Origin of the sequence: Avibacterium volantium, assembly GCF_049366555.1 — a bacterium.
Lineage (GTDB): Bacteria > Pseudomonadota > Gammaproteobacteria > Enterobacterales > Pasteurellaceae > Avibacterium > Avibacterium volantium_A.
This window is the reverse complement of record NZ_JBMMGT010000010.1, coordinates 1-23461: the sequence shown is the minus strand read 5'-3', so window position 1 is coordinate 23461 and position 23461 is coordinate 1. Positions and strand designations below refer to the sequence as shown.

20 protein-coding genes and 1 tRNA gene are annotated in these 23461 nt (G+C 42.6%); 15 read left to right on the top strand and 6 right to left on the bottom strand.

Features of this window, described 5'->3' with window-relative positions; genetic code table 11:
• Positions 1-20: 20 nt before the first annotated feature.
• Both murB and narQ read right to left on the bottom strand, forming a co-directional pair.
• Complete coding sequence (murB, locus tag ACLS0A_RS04550) at positions 21-1055, bottom strand: UDP-N-acetylmuramate dehydrogenase (RefSeq protein WP_416083197.1); 1035 nt, start codon at positions 1053-1055, stop codon at positions 21-23.
• Between the two features lie 15 nt (positions 1056-1070).
• Positions 1071-2774, bottom strand: a complete 1704-nt coding sequence (gene narQ / locus ACLS0A_RS04545) for a nitrate/nitrite two-component system sensor histidine kinase NarQ (protein ID WP_416083198.1) — start codon at positions 2772-2774, stop codon at positions 1071-1073.
• Positions 2775-3045: 271 nt separating this feature from the next.
• Here narQ and napF point away from each other — a divergent pair, with 271 nt between their 5' ends.
• From napF to ACLS0A_RS04495, 10 genes are all read left to right on the top strand, one after another.
• Positions 3046-3570 carry a ferredoxin-type protein NapF gene (napF, locus tag ACLS0A_RS04540; protein ID WP_416083199.1) on the top strand — a complete coding sequence of 175 codons (525 nt, stop codon included), beginning with the start codon at positions 3046-3048 and terminating at the stop codon, positions 3568-3570.
• A 2-nt stretch (positions 3571-3572) separates the two neighbouring features.
• Entirely contained in the window at positions 3573-3860 is a 288-nt protein-coding gene (locus tag ACLS0A_RS04535; protein ID WP_330934108.1) for a chaperone NapD, read from the top strand.
• 26 nt (positions 3861-3886) lie between these two features.
• Entirely contained in the window at positions 3887-6367 is a 2481-nt protein-coding gene (gene napA, locus ACLS0A_RS04530) for a nitrate reductase catalytic subunit NapA (protein ID WP_265754486.1), read from the top strand.
• 62 nt (positions 6368-6429) lie between these two features.
• Complete coding sequence (napG, locus tag ACLS0A_RS04525; RefSeq protein ID WP_103854957.1) at positions 6430-7182, top strand: ferredoxin-type protein NapG; 753 nt, start codon at positions 6430-6432, stop codon at positions 7180-7182.
• On the top strand, positions 7182-8045 hold the full coding sequence (gene napH, locus ACLS0A_RS04520) for a quinol dehydrogenase ferredoxin subunit NapH (protein WP_416083200.1): 864 nt from the start codon (positions 7182-7184) through the stop codon (positions 8043-8045). The genes napG and napH overlap by 1 nt, the downstream gene beginning before the upstream one ends.
• A gap of 1 nt (position 8046) precedes the next feature.
• Positions 8047-8478 carry a nitrate reductase cytochrome c-type subunit gene (locus ACLS0A_RS04515; protein WP_103853574.1) on the top strand — a complete coding sequence of 144 codons (432 nt, stop codon included), beginning with the start codon at positions 8047-8049 and terminating at the stop codon, positions 8476-8478.
• 2 nt (positions 8479-8480) lie between these two features.
• Entirely contained in the window at positions 8481-9080 is a 600-nt protein-coding gene (locus ACLS0A_RS04510) for a cytochrome c3 family protein (RefSeq protein ID WP_415777550.1), read from the top strand.
• Between the two features lie 275 nt (positions 9081-9355).
• Complete coding sequence (gene pnp / locus ACLS0A_RS04505; RefSeq protein ID WP_416083201.1) at positions 9356-11491, top strand: polyribonucleotide nucleotidyltransferase; 2136 nt, start codon at positions 9356-9358, stop codon at positions 11489-11491.
• A 101-nt stretch (positions 11492-11592) separates the two neighbouring features.
• Positions 11593-12489, top strand: coding sequence for a lipoprotein NlpI (gene nlpI, locus ACLS0A_RS04500; RefSeq protein ID WP_416083206.1), 897 nt, complete (start codon positions 11593-11595; stop codon positions 12487-12489).
• 141 nt (positions 12490-12630) lie between these two features.
• Positions 12631-14451, top strand: coding sequence for a DEAD/DEAH box helicase (locus ACLS0A_RS04495; RefSeq protein WP_416083202.1), 1821 nt, complete (start codon positions 12631-12633; stop codon positions 14449-14451).
• 95 nt (positions 14452-14546) lie between these two features.
• On the opposite strand, the gene ACLS0A_RS04490 is transcribed toward ACLS0A_RS04495, so the two are convergent.
• The 4 genes from ACLS0A_RS04490 to tsaD all read right to left on the bottom strand — a co-directional run bounded on the left by ACLS0A_RS04490 (position 14547) and on the right by tsaD (position 17409).
• Positions 14547-15302: a class I SAM-dependent methyltransferase gene (locus ACLS0A_RS04490; RefSeq protein ID WP_126370840.1), complete on the bottom strand. Its 756-nt coding sequence runs from the start codon at positions 15300-15302 to the stop codon at positions 14547-14549.
• Between the two features lie 182 nt (positions 15303-15484).
• The gene (locus ACLS0A_RS04485; protein ID WP_415777553.1) at positions 15485-16066 is read right to left on the bottom strand and encodes a thymidine kinase; all 582 of its coding nucleotides are present in this window, start codon (positions 16064-16066) and stop codon (positions 15485-15487) included.
• Positions 16067-16091: 25 nt separating this feature from the next.
• A complete protein-coding gene (locus tag ACLS0A_RS04480) occupies positions 16092-16325 on the bottom strand; it encodes a hypothetical protein (RefSeq protein ID WP_103855308.1) in 234 nt (77 codons plus the stop codon).
• 52 nt (positions 16326-16377) lie between these two features.
• Entirely contained in the window at positions 16378-17409 is a 1032-nt protein-coding gene (tsaD, locus tag ACLS0A_RS04475; RefSeq protein ID WP_416083203.1) for a tRNA (adenosine(37)-N6)-threonylcarbamoyltransferase complex transferase subunit TsaD, read from the bottom strand.
• A gap of 243 nt (positions 17410-17652) precedes the next feature.
• Here tsaD and rpsU point away from each other — a divergent pair, with 243 nt between their 5' ends.
• The 5 genes from rpsU to ACLS0A_RS04450 all read left to right on the top strand — a co-directional run bounded on the left by rpsU (position 17653) and on the right by ACLS0A_RS04450 (position 23348).
• A complete protein-coding gene (gene rpsU / locus ACLS0A_RS04470) occupies positions 17653-17868 on the top strand; it encodes a 30S ribosomal protein S21 (RefSeq protein ID WP_103853581.1) in 216 nt (71 codons plus the stop codon).
• 147 nt (positions 17869-18015) lie between these two features.
• On the top strand, positions 18016-19779 hold the full coding sequence (gene dnaG, locus ACLS0A_RS04465) for a DNA primase (protein ID WP_416083204.1): 1764 nt from the start codon (positions 18016-18018) through the stop codon (positions 19777-19779).
• 80 nt (positions 19780-19859) lie between these two features.
• Positions 19860-21731: an RNA polymerase sigma factor RpoD gene (rpoD, locus tag ACLS0A_RS04460; protein ID WP_416083207.1), complete on the top strand. Its 1872-nt coding sequence runs from the start codon at positions 19860-19862 to the stop codon at positions 21729-21731.
• 124 nt (positions 21732-21855) lie between these two features.
• Positions 21856-21932 (top strand) — tRNA-Ile (locus ACLS0A_RS04455).
• Between the two features lie 198 nt (positions 21933-22130).
• Positions 22131-23348: a tyrosine-type recombinase/integrase gene (locus ACLS0A_RS04450; protein ID WP_416083205.1), complete on the top strand. Its 1218-nt coding sequence runs from the start codon at positions 22131-22133 to the stop codon at positions 23346-23348.
• The last annotated feature ends 113 nt before the right edge of the window (positions 23349-23461 follow it).

Here is a 23461-nt window from a genome sequence, read left to right as displayed (position 1 = left end):
TGTTTAAGTAAGAATAATGATTAATGTTGTGATGAAATAAATTGTTCGCTGTCAATTTCGCCTTTCGCTCCGATAAAACGCACTTCTGGCTGTAAATACACAGCAAATTTTTCTGCCACCTTTTGGCGAATATGATGGGCAAGATTCGCCACCTCTTTACCGCTCGCGTTTGCTTTATTCACTAGCACTAAGGCTTGGTTTTGATGCACCGCTGCGCCGCCAAGTTGATGGCCTTTTAGACCACATTGATCAATCAACCACCCTGCGGCTAGCTTCACGGTGCCATCTGGCTGCAGATAGCTTGGCATTTCTGGATATTGGCTTTTTAATTGTTCAAAAAGTGCGGTGGAAATCACAGGATTTTTAAAAAAGCTCCCAGCGTTGCCCAATTCTTGTGGATTTGGCAATTTTGCGCTGCGTACTGCACAAACTTCAGCGAAAATTTCCTCCGCTGTTACCGTGGCAGGATCAAAACGTGAAAGCGTGCCATAACTTAGCACAGGCTGCCAATCTTTGGCGAGCTTTAATCCCACGGCGACAATCATATAACCGTCTTTATATTGATGTTTAAACAGGCTTTCACGGTAGCCAAATTGACATTCCGCTTTGCTTAAACGAAAAATCTCTCCAGCATTCAGATTCAGCACGTCCACATAATCGCATACATCTTTAAATTCTACGCCATAAGCCCCGATATTTTGGATTGGCGCCGATCCCACACAGCCGGGGATTAAGGCTAGGTTTTCTAAGCCATAGATGCCTTGTTTTAAGCTCCATTGCACTAGCTCGTGCCAATTTTCGCCGCCTTGAACGTGAAGATAATGAAAGTGGTCATCTTGACGATGTTCGATACCTTTGAGCGCATTTACCAGCACGATCCCGTCAAAATCTTCCACAAACAATACATTACTGCCTTGTCCGAGAAAAAGCACAGGGAGCTGCTGTTGCTGAGCTTGCTGCCAAAGGGGCAGAATTTGTTCAAGTGCGGTGATTTTTTTCACCATTTTTGCTTGTGCATTGGTTCCAAATGTATGAAATGGTTGAAGATTTTCCATTATGTTCCTTAATCTCTATAATTTATTCGGCAGCGTGATTTTCACTTCTGTGCCGCCTTCAGGGCGATTATTGATGCATAGTATAGCATTGAGTTGGGCGCTACGTTCATTCATTATATTCAAACCGTAATGCCCCGCAGGCTCATCAAGGCTTGGAATGCCCACGCCGTTATCGCGCACTAACAGCTCATATTCACCGTCATCATTGGTATGTGCAATCACTTCAATTTCCGTGCCTTGGGAATGTTTAATCGCGTTTAACGCCGCTTCACGCACAATTTGTAAGGCGTGTACTAGCTGTTGCGCATTGAAAGTGTGGGACGGCAAACTGCATTCCACGCGCATTTTCATTTCTGTTTGATTGCGTAAAGAATCGATCACTTGTTCAAGAGCGAGTTGTAAATTGGCTTCTTGCACCGTTAAACGGAAAGTGGCGAGCAATTCGCGCAGTTGAACATAACCGTCATTCAAGGCTTGTTCAAAATCTTTAATAATCGTTAAACTTTTTTCCTTATTTTGCTCGCCTTCTTTATTCAAATTGTGCTTCAACAAAGTGAGCTGAATTTGCAGATAGGCCAACACTTGTGCTAAAGAATCGTGCAATTCTCGTGCAATAATTGACCGCTCTTCCATTAATAATAGCTGTTGTTGCTGGCGTTGTGTATGGTGGAAATAGAGCGAACGGCTCAACATTTGCGACACGTTGTGCATTGTGCGTAAATCAGGGCAAGGCAAGCCAGCTTGCCAATATAGCGTGCCAAGTTTATCCCCCTCCACGCAAAGATCGGTTTTTTGTAAAGAGAAGTTGGCATCATTTTCGCCTAAATAAATATGCCAATGCTCCGCGCCGTAAACGCTCAATTCAATATAGCGTAAATGCTCATTCACTTTAATTTGGTTTAGCACCTGCTTTAGCACCGTAGGATCAATATTATTGGTGGTAACTAACTGAGAACACTGATAAAGCACTGAAAGAGATCGGTTGGCTTGGCTGAGTTTTTGCGTTTTTTCATTGACTTTTTCTTCCAGCCCAGCATAGAGCTTTTGTAAATCACTGGCCATTTGGGTAAACACGGAAGAAAGCCGCCCGATTTCGTCATCGTTATTCACATCAAGGGGAATATGATTAAACTGTCCAATTTGTACCTGTGTACTTGCTAAGGCTAATTTTTCCAGTGGGCGAACCATTTGCTTTTTGGTAAACCACACCACATAAGACACCATGGCGACAATCGACAACATTGTGAAAAGAATGAATAATACCGCAAAATCGTGCTTTTTCTCTGCAAATTCTTGCAAGTTATAGACAAACTGATCGACTTGCTCAACATAATTTTTCACTTCTTTTTGATAGGCTTGGTAGTCTAATTGCTTGGCATAAACTTCCATCGTTTCCCAACGTGCAACCAAGTTTTTATAAGCCTGTTTTACATCAGAAGGCACGAAAAATTGCTGGTTAATATCCGCTAAGGTGCTGGAATATAAGGTCGCGCGGTATTGTTGTAAATTTTCTGCCACCAACTGCGGTTCGTGTTCAATTTCATATAAAATGCGATAACTTTGCATTCGCAATGAACCCGATACATTGATTAATTCCGCATCAGACTTGTTACTTTGCATCACAATCAAACTGAGCAAGCTGATGAATGCGGCAAAGATGATAATGAGCAATAAATAATTGGCGATTTTTGTCGCCACCGAATGTTTTTTATTTTTCACAATGTTCACGCTTGGCAAAGGCAATCAGAATTAAGGGCTATTCTAGCAAAAAATCCCATTGCTGTTTTAGCTCTCAAACAGGAAATTTTCACAAAAATTCCACCGCACTTTATTTTGTATCTAATGAATAAAATTAATGCGCGGTGATAATTTTGATCTAACGCAACAAAAGCGTGATTTTCTGCCTAAATACTCAATTCAGGTTATTAAAAACCTTGCTTTACCTTTAGACAATAGCGAACCTAGTAAAAAACCATTTTGGATCGTGAAAATGTCAGAAACCGCATTACCTAGACGCCGTTTTTTGCGTGGAGAGTTTCTGCATTCATTACAAAGCGAAACGGTAAAAGTACAAGGTTTTCAGGGCGTGCGTCCACCTTGGGCGGTGAGTGAAGCACTGTTTATTCAACACTGCACCACTTGTGGCGATTGTGTCAAAGCCTGCGAAACGCAGATTTTAGTGCAAGGGCAAGGCGGATTTCCTGAAGTGCAGTTTGATAAAGGTGAGTGTACCTTTTGCCAAAAATGCGTGGACGTGTGCCAGCAGCCTGTTTTTCGCCCAGTCAGTGAAGTGGCTTGGCGGCATAAAATTGACATTACCAATGAATGCTTAACGCAAAAACAGGTGGAATGTCGCGCCTGCCAAGACAGTTGTGAAATGCGTGCGATTCGTTTTGTGCCGCAGCTTGGTAAGGTGGCGCAACCAAGCCTGAATTTGGCGGACTGTAATGGTTGCGGTGCGTGCATTAGTGCCTGCCCTGTTTCTGCGATTAAACTTGATTATCCACAGGAATAACTATGTCAGAACAAGAAATTATCCCAATGGATAAAGCGGAAGAATGGCACGTTTGTGGCGTGATTGTTCAATGTAATCCGCAAAAAATTGAAAAAATTAAGGCCGCACTTTTAGCGCTGCCTTATGCTGAAGTGCCTGCCGAAGATGTAGAAAAAGGCAAGTTGGTGGTGGTGATGCAATCTCACGATCAACATATTTTGCTCGAACAAATGGAGCAAGCGCGCAATATTGATGGCGTGATTACCGTATCTTTGGTCTATCATCAACAAGATGATGGCAATGATGAATAATTAATCATACTCGTGGGGGAAATGAGATGAATTTAAGTCGCCGAGACTTTATGAAAGCCAATGCAGCCGCCGCTGCAGCAGCTGTCGCTGGATTAAGCATTCCAGTGAAAAACGTGGAAGCCGCACAGGATAACAGTATCAAATGGGACAAAGGTGTTTGCCGTTTCTGTGGTACAGGTTGTGGCGTATTAGTAGGAACACAAAACGGACGCGTTGTGGCATCACAAGGTGATCCAGATGCTGAAGTAAACCGTGGTTTGAACTGTATTAAAGGTTACTTCTTGCCAAAAATTATGTACGGAAAAGACCGTTTAACTCAACCAATGTTGCGAATGAAAGACGGCAAGTACGACAAAAATGGTGAATTTACCCCTGTTACTTGGGATACTGCGTTCAAAACAATGAAAGAGAAATTCTTAAACGCGATGAAAGAACGTGGCCCGAATGGCGTGGGAATGTTCACTTCTGGACAAAGCACCATTTTTGAAGGTTATGCCAAGGCGAAACTTTGGAAAGCAGGTTTCCGTTCTAACAATATCGATCCAAATGCGCGCCATTGTATGGCCTCTGCCGCGGTGGCATTCTTGCGTACCTTTGGTATTGATGAGCCGATGGGCTGTTATGATGACATTGAACACGCCGAAGCCTTTGTTTTATGGGGTTCAAATATGGCGGAAATGCACCCGATTTTATGGTCACGTATTTCTGATCGCCGTTTATCTAACCCTGATGTAAAAGTGGCCGTGCTTTCTACCTTTGAACACCGCAGCTTTGAACTAGCAGATAACGGTATGGTGTTCACACCGCAAGCTGACTTGGTGATTCTCAACTACATCATCAACTATCTCATTCAAAACGATGCCATTAACTGGGATTTCGTGAATAAACATACCAAATTCAAACGTGGTGAAACCGACATTGGTTATGGCTTGCGTGATAGCGATCCGCGTCAAAAAGCAGCGAAAAATGCCAATAGCGGTAAAATGTACGACAGTAACTTTGAAGAACTCAAAGCGCTCGTGTCTGAATATACCCTTGAGAAAGCCCACGAAATGTCTGGTGTGCCAAAAGATCAATTAGAAAGTTTGGCGCAGCTTTATGCCGATCCAAAACGCAAAGTGGTGTCTTTCTGGACAATGGGCTTTAACCAGCATACCCGTGGTGTGTGGGCAAACCACTTGATTTACAACATTCACTTATTAACCGGTAAAATTTCTATCCCAGGTTGTGGCCCGTTCTCCTTAACCGGTCAGCCATCTGCTTGTGGTACGGCGCGTGAAGTAGGAACATTTATCCACCGCTTACCTGCTGATATGGTGGTTACCAAGCCAGAACATCGTGCGATTGCAGAAAAAACGTGGAAAATCCCAGCTGGCACGATCACTGATAAATTAGGCTATCACGCCGTGGCACAAAGCCGTGCGTTAAAAGACGGCAAAATGCGTGTGTTATGGCAAATGTGTACTAACAATATGCAAGGTGGCCCAAACATCAACGAAGAAACTTTCCCAGGCTGGCGTAACCCTGAAAACTTCATCGTGGTTTCCGATCCATACCCAACAGTATCAGCCTTAGCGGCAGACTTAATGTTGCCAACCGCAATGTGGGTGGAAAAAGAAGGGGCTTATGGTAACGCAGAGCGCCGCACACAAGTATGGCGTCAGCAAGTAAAAGCACCGGGCGAAGCGAAATCTGACTTATGGCAATTAGTGGAATTTTCTAAATATTTCACCACTGATGAAGTATGGCCAGCAGAGCTTTTAGATGCCAACCCAGAATTTAAAGGCAAAACCTTATATGAAGTGTTATACCGCAACGGTAATGTAGATAAATATTCTAACGCTGAACTCAATGATCGTCTTAACGATGAAGCTTACGATTTCGGTTTCTACATTCAAAAAGGCTTGTTTGAAGAATATGCGTCATTTGGTCGCGGCCACGGCCACGATTTAGCCGAATACGATCTTTACCACAAAGCGCGCGGTTTACGTTGGCCAGTGGTAGAGGGCAAAGAAACCCTATGGCGTTATCGTGAAGGTTACGATCCTTATGTGAAATCAGGCGAAGAAGTGTCTTTCTATGGTCAGCCAGATAAACGTGCGGTGATTTTAGCCGTGCCTTATGAGCCACCTGCAGAAGTGCCTGATGAAGAATACGATTTATGGTTATCCACTGGCCGTGTGTTAGAACACTGGCATACAGGAACAATGACTCGCCGCGTGCCTGAATTACACCGTTCATTCCCGAACAATGTGGTTTGGATGCACCCGAACGATGCGAAAAAACGTGGTTTACGCCACGGTGATAAGATCAAAGTCTCATCACGCCGTGGGGAAATTATTTCCTATGTGGATACTCGTGGACGTAATAAATGTCCTGAAGGTTTAGTTTTCACCACCTTCTTTGATGCTGGCCAGTTGGTAAATAAATTAACTTTAGATGCCACTGACCCAATTTCAAAAGAAACGGACTTCAAAAAATGTGCCGTTAAAGTGGAAAAAGCCTAAAAACTTAGCAAAAAAGCACCGCACTTTCTTTCTAAACTAAGCAAAGTGCGGTGAAAAATAAAATGAAAAAATTAACCCAAACACCGGAACGCCGTAAATTTTTTAAGGACGCCGCTCGCACCGCGGGCGGATTAGCAGGCCTTGGCATTTTACTCGGTCTTCAACAAGAGCAAAGCCTTGCGCGTCAAGGCGTGGCATTACGCCCACCCTTTGCTATTGAAGATGAGAAAAAATTCGCCGCCGCCTGTATTCGTTGCGGACAATGTGTGCAAGCCTGCCCTTATGAAATGTTGCACCTTGCTTCCCTACTTTCGCCAATGGAAGCTGGCACACCTTATTTCATCGCACGGGATAAACCTTGCGAAATGTGTGAAGATATTCCTTGTGCAAAAGCCTGTCCGAGCGGAGCGTTAGATTCCACACAGGATAATATTAACGATTCCCGAATGGGCTTATCGGTGCTGTTAGATCACGAGACTTGCCTAAACTGGCAAGGTTTACGTTGTGATGTGTGTTATCGCGTTTGTCCACTTATCGACAAAGCCATCACCTTAGAAATGCAGCGTAATGATCGTACGGGCAAGCACGCGGTGTTTATTCCAACGGTGCATTCGGACGCTTGCACGGGCTGCGGTAAATGCGAGGAAGCCTGCGTATTGGATGAAGCGGCAATCAAAGTGTTGCCTCTTTCCCTTGCGAAAGGAATGTTGGGTAAACATTATCGCCTTGGTTGGGAAGAAAAAGAAAAGGCAGGGCATTCCCTTGCGCCTGACGACATTATTTCTTTACCCGTACGCAAACCGGAGGGCTTTTAATGGCAAATTCACCGAAATATGCAGGTAGAGAAGCAAGAGAAAAGCTGGGCTTGTGGCGCGCTAATCGCTTTTTATTTTGGCGTCGTTTAACTCAGTTAAGCATTCTCGCAATGTTTCTGAGCGGCCCTTGGCTTGGTGTATGGATTCTGCGTGGTAATTATAGCGGGAGCTTATTTTTAGATTTAATTCCAATGAGCGATCCACTCATCACCGCAGAAAGCCTTGCCACAGGTCATTTGCCTAACTTCACCACCTTACTGGGTGCTGGCATTGTGATCACCCTTTATGCTTTATTGGGAAGCAAAGTGTTTTGCGGTTGGGTGTGTCCGTTAAATCTGGTTACCGACTGTGCGGCTTGGTTAAGACGTAAATTAGGTATTCGTCAAAATGCCAAAATTCCACGCGGCTTACGCTACGGCATTTTATTGATGATTCTCATCGGCAGTGCGTTAAGTGGCATTATGTTGTGGGAATGGATCAATCCTGTGAGTGCATTTGGACGCGCCTTAATTTATGGTTTCGGTGCAACCACTTGGTTAATTTTAGCTATATTTTTATTTGATTTATTGATTGCAGAGCACGGCTGGTGCGGGCATTTATGCCCTATCGGCGCGACCTATGGCTTAATTGGCGCAAAAAGCATTGCGCGCATTAAAGTGATTGATCGCGCACGCTGTGATAATTGTATGGATTGCTACAACATTTGCCCTGAACCGCAAGTGTTACGCACCCCACTGCACGGCAAAAAAGACGAAAGTCTGCTCGTGCTTTCTAAAGATTGTATCAGTTGCGGACGTTGCATTGATGTTTGTGCTGAAAATGTATTTACTTTTACCACTAGATTTAATCATTCGGGGGAATAAAATGATTAAAAAAACCTTATTAATTTTAACCGCACTTTTTGCCACCAGCGTAATGGCTGCGGAAGACAAAATCGACAACTATCTGCAAGGGGCAGCTGAAGATGTGAAACCGGCTTTTCACAATGTACCAAAACAAAGCGAGCTACCACCACTTAACTATGTGAATCAGCCACCAACGATTCCACATAGCGTGAAAAATTATCAAGTCACAAAAAATGTGAATCAGTGCTTAAACTGCCACAGTGTGGAAGCTTCTCGCATTACTGGCGCAACACGCATTAGCCCAACGCATTTTATGGATCGTGATGGTAATATCGTAGGCGGTGAAACCTCACCACGCCGTTATTTCTGTTTACAGTGCCACGTTTCACAATCTGACGTTGAGCCAATCGTGCCAAATGAATTCAAACCGATGAAAGGTTACGGAGAATAAAAATGTTGAAATTAATCAAAAAGTTTTGGCATTGGTTTCGCTCACCAAGTCGTATTGCCGTCGGCGTGCTAATCACCCTTTCTTTCATTGCTGGAATTATTTTCTGGGGCGGCTTTAATACTGCGCTGGAACACACCAATACGGAAGAATTTTGTTCTAGTTGCCATATGAACGACGTTGTGCCTGAATATCGTCAATCTGTGCATTATGTCAATCGTACTGGGGTAAAAGCCATTTGTGCGGATTGCCATTTGCCACACGAATTTATTCCTAAGTGGGTGCGTAAAATTAAAGCAGCAACAGAAGTTTATGCGCATATTACAGGTAAAGTGGATACCAAAGAAAAATTTGAAGCAGCACGTTTAGAAATGGCAGAGCGTGAATGGGCAAGAATGAAAGCCAATAATTCACAAGAATGCCGTAACTGTCATAATTTTGATGCAATGGATTTCACCTTGCAAAAAGGCGTAGCAGAAAAAATGCACACAATGGCGATTAAAGACGGCAAAACCTGTATTGATTGCCATAAAGGGATTGCTCACCACTTGCCAAATATGAAAGACGTGAAATCTGGCTTTTTACCACCAGAAAAAGCAGAATAATTAGGTAAGGTGAATAAACCTAAAATCAACGCATTTAGCGGTATCAATAAACACAAAAGCCCTGTATAATAGCGGGGCTTTTCTTTTCCCGTTGGCGTGCGGCTATCAAAAATACTCTTACGCAACCCGACAAAGTGCGGTGCTTTTTGAGAGAATTTTTGCTAGTCGCAATTGGGAAAACAAGGTGAAATCAAACAGTTAGCCTGTTGTTTCGCCTAAAGCATTGAGTGCGGAATGTTCCGCAAATTATTCCATTTTATTTGAAGGAAAATATTGTGAATCCAATTGTTAAACAATTTAAATATGGTCAGCACACAGTAACCTTAGAAACCGGTGCAATCGCCCGTCAAGCCACAGCGGCAGTGATGGCGAGTATGGACGACACTAGCGTGTTCGTAACAGTGGTAGCGAAAAAAGACGTTAAAGAAGGGCAAGATTTCTTCCCATTAACCGTAAACTACCAAGAGCGTACTTACGCAGCAGGACGTATCCCTGGTGGGTTCTTTAAACGTGAAGGCCGCCCTTCTGAGGGGGAAACTTTAGTGGCGCGTTTAATCGATCGTCCAATCCGTCCATTATTCCCTGAAGGCTTTTTCAACGAAATTCAAATTGTGGCAACCGTGGTTTCGGTAAACCCACAAATTAGCCCTGATTTAGTGGCGATGATCGGTGCTTCAGCCGCACTTACCCTTTCTGGCGTGCCATTTAACGGCCCGATCGGCGCAGCACGCGTTGGCTTTATTGATGGTCAATTCGTCTTAAACCCAACCACTAACGAACAAAAACAAAGTCGTTTAGACTTAGTGGTAGCAGGGACAGATAAAGCCGTATTAATGGTGGAATCTGAAGCGGACATTTTAACCGAAGAACAAATGTTGGCTGCTGTGGTATTTGGTCATCAGCAACAACAAGTGGTGATTGAAGCCATTAAAGAATTTGCCCAAGAAGCAGGAAAACCACGTTGGGATTGGCAGCCACCAGCACCAGATACAGCACTAATTGATAAGGTTAAAGCCCTTGCGGAAAGCCGTTTAGGCGATGCTTATCGTATCACCGAAAAACAAGCGCGTTATGAACAAATTGATGCGATTAAAGCAGACGTGGTAAGCCAATTAACCGCTGAAGATGAAACCCTTAGCGAAGGAAAAATTGTCGATATTCTTACCGCACTTGAAAGTGAAATCGTGCGTTCACGCATTCTAAACGGTGAGCCACGTATTGATGGCCGTACCGTAGATACCGTGCGCGCATTAGACATTTGCACAGGCGTGTTACCGCGTACGCACGGCTCTGCGATTTTCACCCGTGGTGAAACACAGGCCTTAGCGGTGGCAACCTTAGGGACAGAACGTGATGCACAAATCATTGACGAATTAACCGGTGAAAAAACTGATCACTTCTTATTCCACTACAACTTCCCGCCATATTCAGTGGGCGAAACGGGTATGATCGGCTCGCCAAAACGCCGCGAAATTGGTCACGGTCGTTTAGCAAAACGTGGTGTGGCTGCGGTAATGCCAAGCTTGAGCGAATTCCCTTATGTGGTGCGTGTGGTGTCTGAAATCACTGAATCTAACGGTTCATCATCAATGGCATCGGTATGTGGCGCATCATTGGCCTTAATGGACGCAGGTGTACCAATTAAAGCTGCTGTTGCGGGTATCGCAATGGGCTTAGTAAAAGAAGATGAAAAATTTGTTGTGCTTTCTGATATTTTAGGTGATGAAGATCACTTAGGTGATATGGACTTCAAAGTAGCGGGTACACGCGAAGGGGTTACCGCATTACAAATGGACATCAAAATTGAAGGGATTACCCCTGAAATTATGCAAATTGCCCTTAACCAAGCAAAAGGCGCGAGAATGCACATTCTTGGTGTGATGGAACAAGCAATTCCTGCACCGCGTGCGGAAATTTCTGACTTCGCACCGCGTATTCACACAATGAAAATTGATCCGAAGAAAATCAAAGATGTGATCGGTAAAGGTGGTGCAGTAATTCGTGCCTTAACGGAAGAAACTGGTACGTCCATTGATATTGATGATGACGGTACAGTGAAAATCGCCGCGGTAGATAACAATGCGGTGAAAGAAGTGATGGCGCGCATTGAAGACATTACTGCGGAAGTGGAAGCTGGCGCAATCTATCAAGGTAAAGTAACTCGCCTTGCTGATTTCGGAGCGTTCGTTTCCTTAGTCGGCAATAAAGAAGGCTTAGTTCACATTTCACAAATCGCTGATGAACGTGTAGAAAAAGTCAGTGATTACTTAAGCGTGGGTCAAGAAGTTAGCGTGAAAGTGGTTGAAATTGATCGCCAAGGTCGTATCCGCTTAACAATGAAAGATATTGCTCCAAAACAAGAGGCTGCCTCAACAGAAGAAGTTGTGGTTGCAGTGAGTGAGCAAGAATAAAAATACCGCTCCCTACTAGTTAGGGAGCAATTTCCTTAACGGGAAATGGACTGGCATTGCCAGTCAGGCATACTTGAGCTAACACCTAAGGCTAAACAATGATGCAATGTAATTGGCGTATAAACTCTCTCAGATTGTTTTCAATCTGGTGCGTTGCCTTATTACTTGTAGGCTGTGTCAATTCTCAACCCTTTATGGCAAACAATAAATTGATTATTGCGGAGCAGACACCGAATAGCCACATTGAGCAAGAAATAATGGTTGCTCGTATTAGCCAAGTATTGCAAATTGGCGGAATTGATAAAAAAGAACGTGCTGCCTTGCATTTTGAACGAGGCGTGTTGTATGACGCCCTTGGGCTTTGGGGGCTAGCGCGTTATGACTTTTTGCAGTCTTTAATTTTTCAGCCAAAAAACGCCGCACTTTATAATTATTTGGGCGTCTATCAGCTTATCAATGAAGATTATGATGAGGCGTTAGAAGCATTTAATGCGGCATTGGAATTAAATCCAAATGATGAATATAGCCTATTTAATCGTGGATTAGGTTTTTATTATATAGCGCGTTACCCACTTGCACAGAAAGATTTAGTACAGTTTTATCAACAAGATAAAAGTGATGCTTACCGTGCATTGTGGTTATATCTCAATGAACTAGAAACCAATCCTAAAAAGGCTAAACAGCAGTTAGCACAACAAGCACCAGCGCTCTCGCAAAAGCAATGGGGCAGTTATATTGTGCAATATTATTTAGGTCAGTTGTCTGTCGATGAACTGCAACAGCAAGGAATGGAATTTGCTGAAACACAAAAAATGTCGTACGCAGAGATTTTGACCGAAACCTACTTTTATCTAGCAAAACAACAACTCAATTTGGGTCAAAGGGAAAAAGCAGAAACCCTGTTTAAATTGGCCATAGCGAATCAGGTGTATAACTTTGTTGAGTATCGTTTTGCAGTGCTTGAACTGGCGAAATTAAAACGCACACAAGCACAATAAGCTAGGCATTTGCCTAGATTTGGTGTTGTAAAACGTAAAACTTTTCAACAATGTTATCCGCAAAGCTGCGATTTTTCGCCACACCTAGGCTTTGTGCAACTGAAAGTAATTGAGCTTTCCTTTTTATATTCGAGTATTTTAATGACTGAAACAAAAATCACCTTTAATGATTTAGGTTTACCTGAATTTATCCTTAATGCTGTAACAGATATGGGATTTGAATCCCCTTCGCCAATCCAACAGGCTTGTATTCCCCACCTTCTCGCAGGTGATGATGTACTTGGAATGGCGCAAACCGGAAGTGGAAAAACTGCCGCCTTTTCTCTCCCTTTATTAGCCCAAATTGAGCCAAATAAAAAAATGCCACAAATGCTAGTTATGGCGCCCACTCGTGAGCTTGCTATTCAAGTGGCTGATGCGTGCGAACAATTTATGAAATATGCCAAAGGGATCAACATCGTTACCCTTTACGGCGGACAACGTTATGACATTCAACTGCGTGCCTTAAAACAAGGAGCGCAAGTGGTCGTAGGAACACCGGGACGTATTTTAGATCACCTTAGACGCAACACCCTTGATCTTTCTGAATTAAAAGCCATCGTGTTAGACGAAGCTGATGAAATGTTGCGTATGGGCTTTATTGATGATGTTGAAACCGTAATGGCAGCACTGCCAGAACAGCATCAAACCGCACTTTTCTCTGCCACAATGCCAGAGCCGATCCGCCGTATTACTAAACGCTTTATGAATAATCCTCAAGAAGTGAAAATTCAATCAAGCCAAAAAAATGCCCCAGATATTACCCAAAGTTGCTGGTATGTGCGTGGTTTCCGCAAAAATGAAGCTCTCTTGCGTTTCCTTGAAGTGGAAGAATTTGATGCGGCAATCATCTTTGCTCGCACCAAAACTGCTACCCTTGATATTACCGAATTATTGGAAAAACACGGCTTCCGTGCCGCCGCACTCAATGGGGATATGACCCAACAACTGCGTGAACAAACTCTCGATCGCCTACGCAACGGTAGCCTAGATATTTTAGTCGCCACTGATGTTGCCGCTCGTGGACTTGATGTGGAACGCATTAGTCTTGTGGTAAATTATGATATACCGCTAGATGCCGAAAGTTATGTGCACCGTATTGGGCGTACAGGGCGTGCGGGGCGTGCAGGACGTGCATTATTATTTGTTGAGCCAAGAGAAAATCGCTTGCTCAAAAATATCGAACGCCTCACCAAAAAGCCGATTGATGAAGTGGAAGTGCCAAATCACGAAGCATTACAAGCTTGTCGTCGCAAAAATTTTGTGACCAAAATTACAAAACAGCTTGAACACCACGATCTAGAGTTATACCGCAGCCTGCTTGAAGACTTGTTCACCGCCGACCAAGATCAAGAAGACATTGCCGCCGCAATGCTAATGCTCTTACAAGGTAAACAAAAATTAATTTTACCGCCAGATCCAGCCATCGACAAACGCGCCCGCCGTGATCGTGATGGACGCAGAGAAAATCCACGTTCCGCTGAACGTCGTGGTTATGGCAATCCACAACCAATGGATTTATATCGCATTGAAGTAGGTCGTTTAGATGGCGTGGAAGTGCGTCATATCGTTGGCGCCATTGCTAACGAAGGGGATATAAACAGCCGTTACATTGGTCATATCAAACTTTACGATAACCATTCCACCATTGAATTACCACAAGGAATGCCAAAAGAATTGCTCAACCATTTCGCCAAAACGCGTGTAATGAACAAGCAAATGCAAATGTCTTTCCTTGGTGAAACCAAAAGTGGTGAAGGCAAAGGAAAAGGAAAAGAAAAAAACTTTGGCGGAAAAGGGCGTGGACGCTCTGATGATCGCTTTGCCCGTGGCAAAGGGGATCGCAAATTTAAAGAAAAAAACCACCGCTCTTTTGATGAGGGTGGCTTTAAATCGCGTTCAAGAAAAAGATCGTTCTCTTAGTTGAAAATAGCCCAATGGGGCTATTTTTTATTCTTAGATAGCCAAATAAAAAATCCCCGCACTTTGTTGTGTTAAAAGTGCGGGGATTTTTTTCGTTATTTTTGGCTACATAAGGCAATAAAGCCGAGTTTTTTATCTGGATCATTGAAAACCTTGAACATTTTTTTGAATGTCGGACGGTTTTCTGCTTTTAACGCATTGCGGATAATTTTAGCCGTGCCTAATACGCCTTCGTCATAAATCATTCCCGCTGGGGAAAGTAACGTCATCTCGCCTGAATAGGTTTCCACGTTGCGGAATCCCGCTTCTAAAAAGAGCGATTTCCAGTTTTGTTTTGTTAATGGCGTTACGGTAACGTTAATGGCTTCACGCAACTGTTGGATTACTTCTTCTGCATTGTCCGTGGTGAGCATTACATCGTGAGTGAGCAAGAAACCGTTGGGCTTGAGAACGCGGTAATATTCGCGCACCGCTTTGATTTTCGCTTCCACCGGCAACATTGTGAGCATTGCTTCATTAATCACAATATCAAAGCTGTTATCGGCAAAAGGTAATTTCATTGCATTGGCACGTTGAACGTGAATTTTATCTTGTAGCCCTTTTTCGGCGATATTTTTTCTGGCTTTCTCTAAGGCATTTTCATCAAGATCCACGCCCTCGATATGACAGCCGAATTTGCTTGCTAGCTCAATGGCGGTGGTTCCCATATTGCACGCCACTTCTAATACTTTTTTATTGGCGTTAAAATCGCCGTTAGCAATCAGCCATTCTGTGGCTTTGCGACCACCGGGGCGTAAGCGCGTTTTGCCTAATCGAGCAAGAAAATTATGTCCCATTTCTTCTTTTTTCATGTTGACTCCTTATTTCAATACTTGACTCAATATATCAGCTTTTATGATGAAATAAAATTGCCTTTTATGGCTAGACGGACTGATGTGTCCGCCCGTGTCGATAGCCCAATCGGACGCACACATAGGTGCGTCCTTACATTTGGAAACGTTGAATGAAAAGTGCGGTGCAAAAATGGCGAATTTTATGCCTGTTCAATTTTTTCTTTGTAATGGCGGCGACATACGGAAACGTAGTGATTATTGCCGCCGATTTGAATTTGTGCGCCGTCTTTGACTACTTCGCCTTGATCGTTTAAACGTAGCACGAAATTAGCTTTGCGCCCACAATGGCAGATGGTTTTTAATTCTTCCAGCTGATCGGCCCACGCCAGTAAGTATTGGCTGCCTTCAAACAATTCTGCTTGGAAATCCGTGCGCAGGCCGTAGCACAGCACGGGAATGTGTAATTTATCCACCACATCACTGAGCTGATAAACTTGCTCTTTGGTGAGAAATTGTGCTTCGTCCACCAAAATACAATGCAGGCTTTCTTGTTCAAGATGCAGGGCGATTTCGGCAAACAGATCCGTTTCCTTATGAAATAATTTCGCCTGCTGGCTAATGCCAATGCGTGAAGTCACTTTGCCCACGCCAAAGCGATCATCAATCGCCGCGGTGTAAACTAGCGTATTCATTTGCCGTTCGCGGTAGTTGTAATCTGATTGCAGCAGGGTGGTGGATTTCCCCGCGTTCATCGTAGAATAGTAAAAATAAAGTTTAGCCATAGTAATTAGCCATAATAAAGTGCGGTTATTTTGTTAGCCATTTCCAAATCAAGTAAAACACCAGCCCCGTTAGTGGTGGCAGGGTAGCGAGCATTAAAATGCCAATGGTTGTGCCTTGTCCCACCCATTGGCCTGCAAGGGTAAGGTAATCCATCACCTGTGCGGTAGGGAGTTTAATCAAAGCAAAGGCGATAAGAAGAAGCATAAGAACGCAGCCGATCCCAGCTGCGCGCATTGCGTTAGATTGTTGATTTTGCATAAATTATCCTTGTTTAATTTCACTCAGCTTGTTTAATTTCGCTTAGCTTATTTTATTTTATTTCGCTCAGCTCAGTCATTGCCCAGCGTGGTTTTACTTCAATTTCTAAAGAGGAATGTTCACCGTGTTTAAGACGTAAAAAGCCAGTGTAGGCAATCATTGCACCGTTATCGGTACAAAATTGTGGTTGCGGATAAAACACTTCGCCGCCTAGTTGTGCCATTAATTCGCTCAAGGCTTGGCGCAACTGTTGATTCGCACTCACACCACCTGCGATCACTAAGCGTTTAAAACCCGTTTCTTGCAAGGCGCGGCGACATTTGATCACTAAGGTTTCCACCACCGCTTGTTGGAAAGCATAAGCAATATCCGCTTTGGTTTGTTCAGTGAGCGTGCCTTCTTCTTTAATCGCTTGATTGATGGTGTTTGCTGCAAAGGTTTTTAAGCCTGAAAAACTGAAATCTAGCCCAGGGCGATCGGTCATTGGACGCGGAAAGGTAAAGCGATTTGGCGTACCTTTTTCCGCTAAGTGTGCTAAAGCTGCGCCGCCAGGGTAGTCTAAACCGAGCAATTTTGCGGTTTTATCAAAGGCTTCGCCTGCTGCATCATCAATGCTTTCGCCTAGCACCTCATATTGCCCTACGCTATCTACGCGCACAAGCTGAGTATGTCCACCTGAAACAAGCAAGGCGACAAAAGGAAAGTGCGGTGCATTTTCTTCTAACATTGGCGCGAGCAAATGCCCTTCCATATGATGAACGCCAATGGCTGGCACATTCCACGCATAGGCAAGAGAACGAGCAATGGTTGAACCCACTAATAATGCCCCCACTAAGCCCGGCCCGCAAGTGTAGGCAATGCCGTCAATGTCTTGCGCTGATAAATTGGCTTCTTGCAATGCCGCTTGGATAAGGGGGGCAGTTTTCCTAATGTGATCGCGCGAAGCTAATTCTGGCACAACGCCACCATAATCGGCATGCAACGCAATTTGGGTGTAAAGTTGGTTGGCGATAAGCCCATCATTTTCATCATAAATCGCCACACCTGTTTCATCACAAGATGTTTCAATGCCTAAAATTCGCATTTTTTCTCTCTTTTTATATGGGAAAAACTTGGCTGATTTTACCCTGTTTATTGTATTTTCACCAGTTGGCGATCATTTTTCCGTTTAGGGAAAGGCAGAATTTCAACAAAAATTGGATCTTTTCTTTGCTTTTGCGGTTAATTTGAATTAAAATTGCCACCCTTATTAATTTGAATAAGCCGTTTATCGAAACGAAACGGTCTAAATTTTGCAAAATATTAATCCATATTGAGGTGATGGCTTATGCCGGTAATTAAAGTTCGTGAAAATGAATCATTTGACGTAGCATTACGTCGTTTCAAACGCGCTTGTGAAAAAGCGGGAATCTTAGCGGAAGTTCGTAGCCGTGAATTTTACGAAAAACCAACAACAATTCGTAAACGTGAAAACGCAACTCGTGCTAAACGCCACGCAAAACGCGTTGCTCGTGAAAATGCACGTAACGTACGTTTATACTAATTAAAAATTTTTTTAATTAAACTCGAGTTAAGCAGGCCGTGAAACCTTTTGGAATCACGGTTTTGTTGTTTTTAGCTGCACCATTTCTTATTATCTTAGCTCTATCTTGCTAAATTCTGTGTTGATTGAAAACGAGAGGAAATTATTGTGGCAGGCCATATTCCACGTTCATTTATTGATGATGTTCTTGCCAGAACTGACATTGTCGAATTGATTAATTCACGGGTTAAGCTGAAAAAAGCAGGGCGTGAATATCAGGCTTGTTGTCCTTTTCATCACGAGAAAACGCCTTCCTTTACTGTGAGTCCGAAAAAACAGTTTTACCATTGCTTTGGTTGCCACGCGCACGGTAATGCCATTAGTTTTTTAATGGAATATGAAAAACTGGAATTTATTGAAGCGGTGGAAGAGCTGGCGAATCATTTAGGCTTAGAAATTCCTTACGAAAAATCACCGCACTTTGATGGCAAGAATAAACCACAAGCCAATTATCGTACCAAGAAAGATCTTTACCAGCTAATGCAAGAGATCGCGGTGTTTTATCATCAGCAACTTCCGCACAATATTCCTGCGCAATCCTATGTGCAAAAACGCGGTTTATCCGCCGAAGTGATTGAACGCTTTCAAATTGGTTTTTCGCCGAACCAATTTAATGCTGTGTTAAATCAGTTTGGACGTAATCAAGAAGATCGGCAAAAATTGTTTGATGTAGGAATGTTATCGCGCAATGAAAAACAAGATGTTTACGATCGTTTTCGTAATCGTCTTATGTTTCCTATTCGTGATCGCCGTGGGCGAACCATTGCCTTTGGCGGACGGGTGTTGGGTGATGAAAAGCCGAAATATTTGAACTCGCCAGAAAGTATGACTTACCACAAAGGTAGTGAGCTTTACGGCTTGTTTGAAGCATTACAAGTAAATGACAGCCCTGAAATGTTGCTGGTGGTGGAAGGCTATATGGATGTGGTGGCACTGGCGCAATTTGGCGTGGATTATGCCGTGGCATCATTAGGCACGGCCACCACACCGGAGCAAATTCAGCTTGCATTTCGTTCCACCGAACAGCTTATTTGTTGTTACGATGCAGACCGAGCAGGGCGTGATGCCGCGTGGCGTGCGCTGGAAAATGCGCTGCCTTTTTTAGAAGACGGGCGGCAAATTAAGTTTATTTTTCTGCCCGATGGGGAAGATCCCGATACCTTTATTCGCCAATATGGCAAAGACGGCTTTGAGGACTATATTCGTCAGGCACAACCGTTGAGCGATTTTCTGTTTTCTACCCTAAGTTCACAGGTGGATTTTTCCAGTAAAGAGGGCAAGGGAAAACTTGCAGCCCTTGCTGTGCCATTGATTAACCGAATTCCGGGCGAATTACTGCGTTTATCATTGCGTCAGCTTTTGGCGCAAAAATTGGGGATTTTTAATGAAACGCAGATAGAGCATTTAATCCCAGCACAAAAAGAAAATCATTCCTCATCGCCGAAACAAAATGCGGTGAAACGCACGCCAATGCGCGTGTTGATTGCATTACTGTTGCAAAATCCTGAATTGATCCAAATTGTGCCAGAAAATTTAAGTGTTCTATCGGTACTCAATGAAGCAGGGCTAGATTTGTTTGAAAAAATCACCGCACTTTGCCGTGAGCGTGTGGGGATTACCACCGCACAAATTTTAGAACATTACCGTGATACGGAACATTTTCGCCCCCTTGAAATTCTTGCCGTGTGGGATCATTTAGTCGATGAGGATAAAATCGAAGAAACATTTCGTGAAACCCTACGTTATTTTTATTTGCAGTTGATGGATAAAAATATCGAAATGCTTATCGCAAAAGAGCGCACAGAGGGCTTAAATGAGCAAGAACGGCAGGCGCTCGCACAATTATTATTGAAAAAACAGCAAAATAAATAGTTAATCCAACATAAGGGTGATAAAATTAAAGCCATTTTATCTCCCACAATTACACATCGAGGCGGATATATAATATGGATATGGAGCAAAATCCACAATCTCAATTAAAACTGTTAATCGCACAAGGGAAAGAGCAAGGTTATCTTACTTATGCTGAAGTGAATGACCATTTGCCAGAAGAACTTGTCGATGCAGATCAAATTGAAGACATCATTCAAATGATCAATGATATGGGCATTCAAGTGTTAGAAACTGCACCTGATGCCGATGATTTGATGTTAAATGAAAATATCACTGATGAAGATGCGGTAGAAGAAGCCACTCAAGTGTTATCTAGCGTGGAAGCAGAGTTAGGGCGAACCACCGATCCCGTGCGTATGTATATGCGTGAAATGGGGAGCGTGGAGCTTTTGACCCGCGAAGGGGAAATTGACATTGCCAAACGCATTGAAGAAGGGATTAATGAAGTACAAACTGCCGTGGCTGCTTATCCAGAAGCCTTGAATGATCTCTTGCGTCAATATGCGTTAGTGGAAGAAGGCGGAATGCGTTTGGCGGATCTCATCACAGGTTTTGTTGATCCCAATGCAGCCGTTGAAGAAGCTGCATCAGATGAACACGAAATGCTTTCTGATGAAGATGATGAAGAAAGCGTTTCAACAGGTTCAATGGAAGATGATGAAAACGAAGATGAAGAAAGCGATGAGAGCAACTCTTCCGATGACAGTGATTCTGATAACAGCATTGATCCTGAAGTGGCGCGTGAAAAATTTGCAGCCCTAAAAGCGCAACACAAGAAAACCCTAGATACTATCGAAAAACACGGTCGTCATAAAAAACAAGCAAGAGATCAAATTCAAATTTTAGCAGAGATCTTCACACAATTCCGTCTAGTGCCAAAACAATTTGATATGTTGGTGTTATCTATGCGCGATATGATGAAACGCGTACGCCAGCAGGAACGTCATATCCAAAAAATGGCAGTAGATAACGCTAAAATGCCAAAAGGCACGTTCCAAAAAGAATTTATTGGACACGAAACCAAAGATGCGTGGCTAGAAAAAGCCTTAAATGCAGGAAAAAATTGGTCTGAAAAATTAGCTCAGTATGAAGAACCTATTCGTCAGGCTATTACTCAGTTAGGGCAGATCGAACAAGATACCGGTTTAACCATTAGCCAAATTCGTGATATTTGCGATGCGGTTTCACAAGGTGAATTAAAAGCACGCCGTGCGAAAAAAGAAATGGTTGAAGCAAACTTGCGTTTAGTGATTTCTATTGCGAAAAAATATACCAACCGTGGTTTACAATTCTTGGATCTTATTCAAGAAGGTAACATTGGCTTGATGAAAGCGGTGGATAAATTTGAATATCGCCGTGGTTATAAATTCTCAACTTATGCGACTTGGTGGATTCGTCAAGCAATTACGCGTTCGATCGCGGATCAAGCGAGAACCATTCGTATCCCAGTTCATATGATTGAAACCATCAACAAATTGAACCGCATTTCGCGTCAAATGTTGCAAGAAATGGGGCGTGAGGCTTCACCGGAAGAATTAGCAGAAAGAATGGGAATGCCGGAAGATAAAATCCGCAAAGTGCTAAAAATTGCCAAAGAGCCAATTTCAATGGAAACCCCTATCGGTGATGATGACGATTCCCACTTAGGTGATTTCATTGAAGATAGCACGTTAGAATTACCATTGGATTCTGCAACGGCACAGAGCTTGAAAGCTGCAACACACGAAGTGCTAGAGGGCTTGACGCCAAGAGAAGCTAAAGTGTTAAGAATGCGTTTTGGTATTGATATGAACACGGATCACACGCTTGAAGAAGTGGGTAAACAATTTGATGTAACCCGTGAACGTATCCGTCAAATTGAAGCCAAAGCCTTACGCAAACTACGCCACCCAAGCCGTTCAGAAACCCTGCGTAGTTTCTTAGATGAGTAAGGACAATTTATCTTAAATAAAAGCCTGATTTATTAATCAGGCTTTTTTGTTCAAATTTAAGTCGCATAATTGGTGAATGATAGACTTTGCTGGGATATTTCACTATAATCAGCACACTCTTACCGCCCCCATAGCTCAGTCGGTTAGAGCAGTCGACTCATAATCGATTGGTCACAGGTTCAAGTCCTGTTGGGGGCACCAGCCAACTTGTAAAATAACGTTCGTCCTGTAAAAAATATCAGTAAAAACATAGATTTGATGTTTTTTGATATGTTCGCCTAGTAAATAAAAGTTTGTCATTGTAAACGTATTTAGATCCCCAATAGTTCCCCTGAATAATGGATCTGTTTCTGGGGGATCTAAATTTTAACTTTTGACTTTAAATGGAAGTTTAAAACAATGGCTAGAAATTTACTTACTGATAGCAAAATTAAAAGTCTGACGGTTCCAGCTGGAAAAGCTGAAGTGCAGGTTTCTGATGGTGAAAATTTATACCTTAGATTAAAGGGAGGTAAGAGCGGAAATTTTGGCAAAAATTGGGTTTTTATCTATTATCACCCAGTAACCAAAAAGCGAGTTAAAAAATCTTTTGGTTCCTATCCTTTAGTTAGCCTTACAAAAGCAAGGCAAATGGCAGATGAATATAGACTATTATTAGTTGATAAGATTGATCCTGCCGAATATTTTGATAAAAAAAAGAGCAAGGATAATGAGAAATCAGAAAGCATTTTTGAGAGTGTATTTATAAAATGGAAAGAGCGAAAAAAAGAAGAAGTAACAGAAAAAACATTGTTAAAATATTCAAGCATTATTTCTCTCTATTTATTACCTGATTTGGGTAAATTGCCCATTAATAAAATAAAACCTCAATCAGTTATGCCTGTGCTTGAAAAAATTTATATTGCTGGCAAGCACGAAACCTTAAGAAAATCCATTAAGCTTTTAAATGCTTTGCTTACTTATGCGCAGCATTCATTATTTTTGATTGAGAATAATCCCTGCTCAAATTTGATGAAAGCCTTTTACAAATTAGGAAAAGGTGAGAATCCTTATATTTTACCTGAAGAACTGCCAGAATTATTTGATAAACTCAATGATTCAGATATTAAGCTTAAAACTAAATATTTGATTGAATGGCAATTACTTACAATGACTAGACCGAAAGAAGCTGCAGAAGCAAAATGGAAAGAAGTTGATTTTGATAAGGGATTGTGGTTTATACCAGCAGATAGAATGAAAAAGAGAAAAGAGCATTTAATTCCTTTATCTCATCAATGCTTGCAGCTCTTGGATAAACTGAAATCTTTGAGTGAAAATAGCCCGTATATTTTCCCTAGTTATGTGAAATATAAAAAGGGATCTATGAGTTCGCAGACCGCAAATTCTGCTCTTATTAGGTTGGGGTATAAAGGTAAACTTACAGCGCACGGAATGCGGAAAATCGCAAGTACTTATTTGCACGGTAGAAAAATTTATCCTGATGTTGTTGAACTTTGTCTATCACATCAAATTAATGGGATTAGGGGCATTTATAACAAGGCTGAATATCTTGATGATCGTAGAATAGCACTTAGCGTATGGGGCGATTATGTAGAGCAATGCAAGAAAAATCGTTAGGTAAGAAATAAGCGGCGCAATGCCGCTTTTTTATTCTTCATCACATTCCTCTTCATCTTCACATTCCTCTTCATCATAGGAAGGATAAGGCTCTTCAGCGTAATATGATTTTG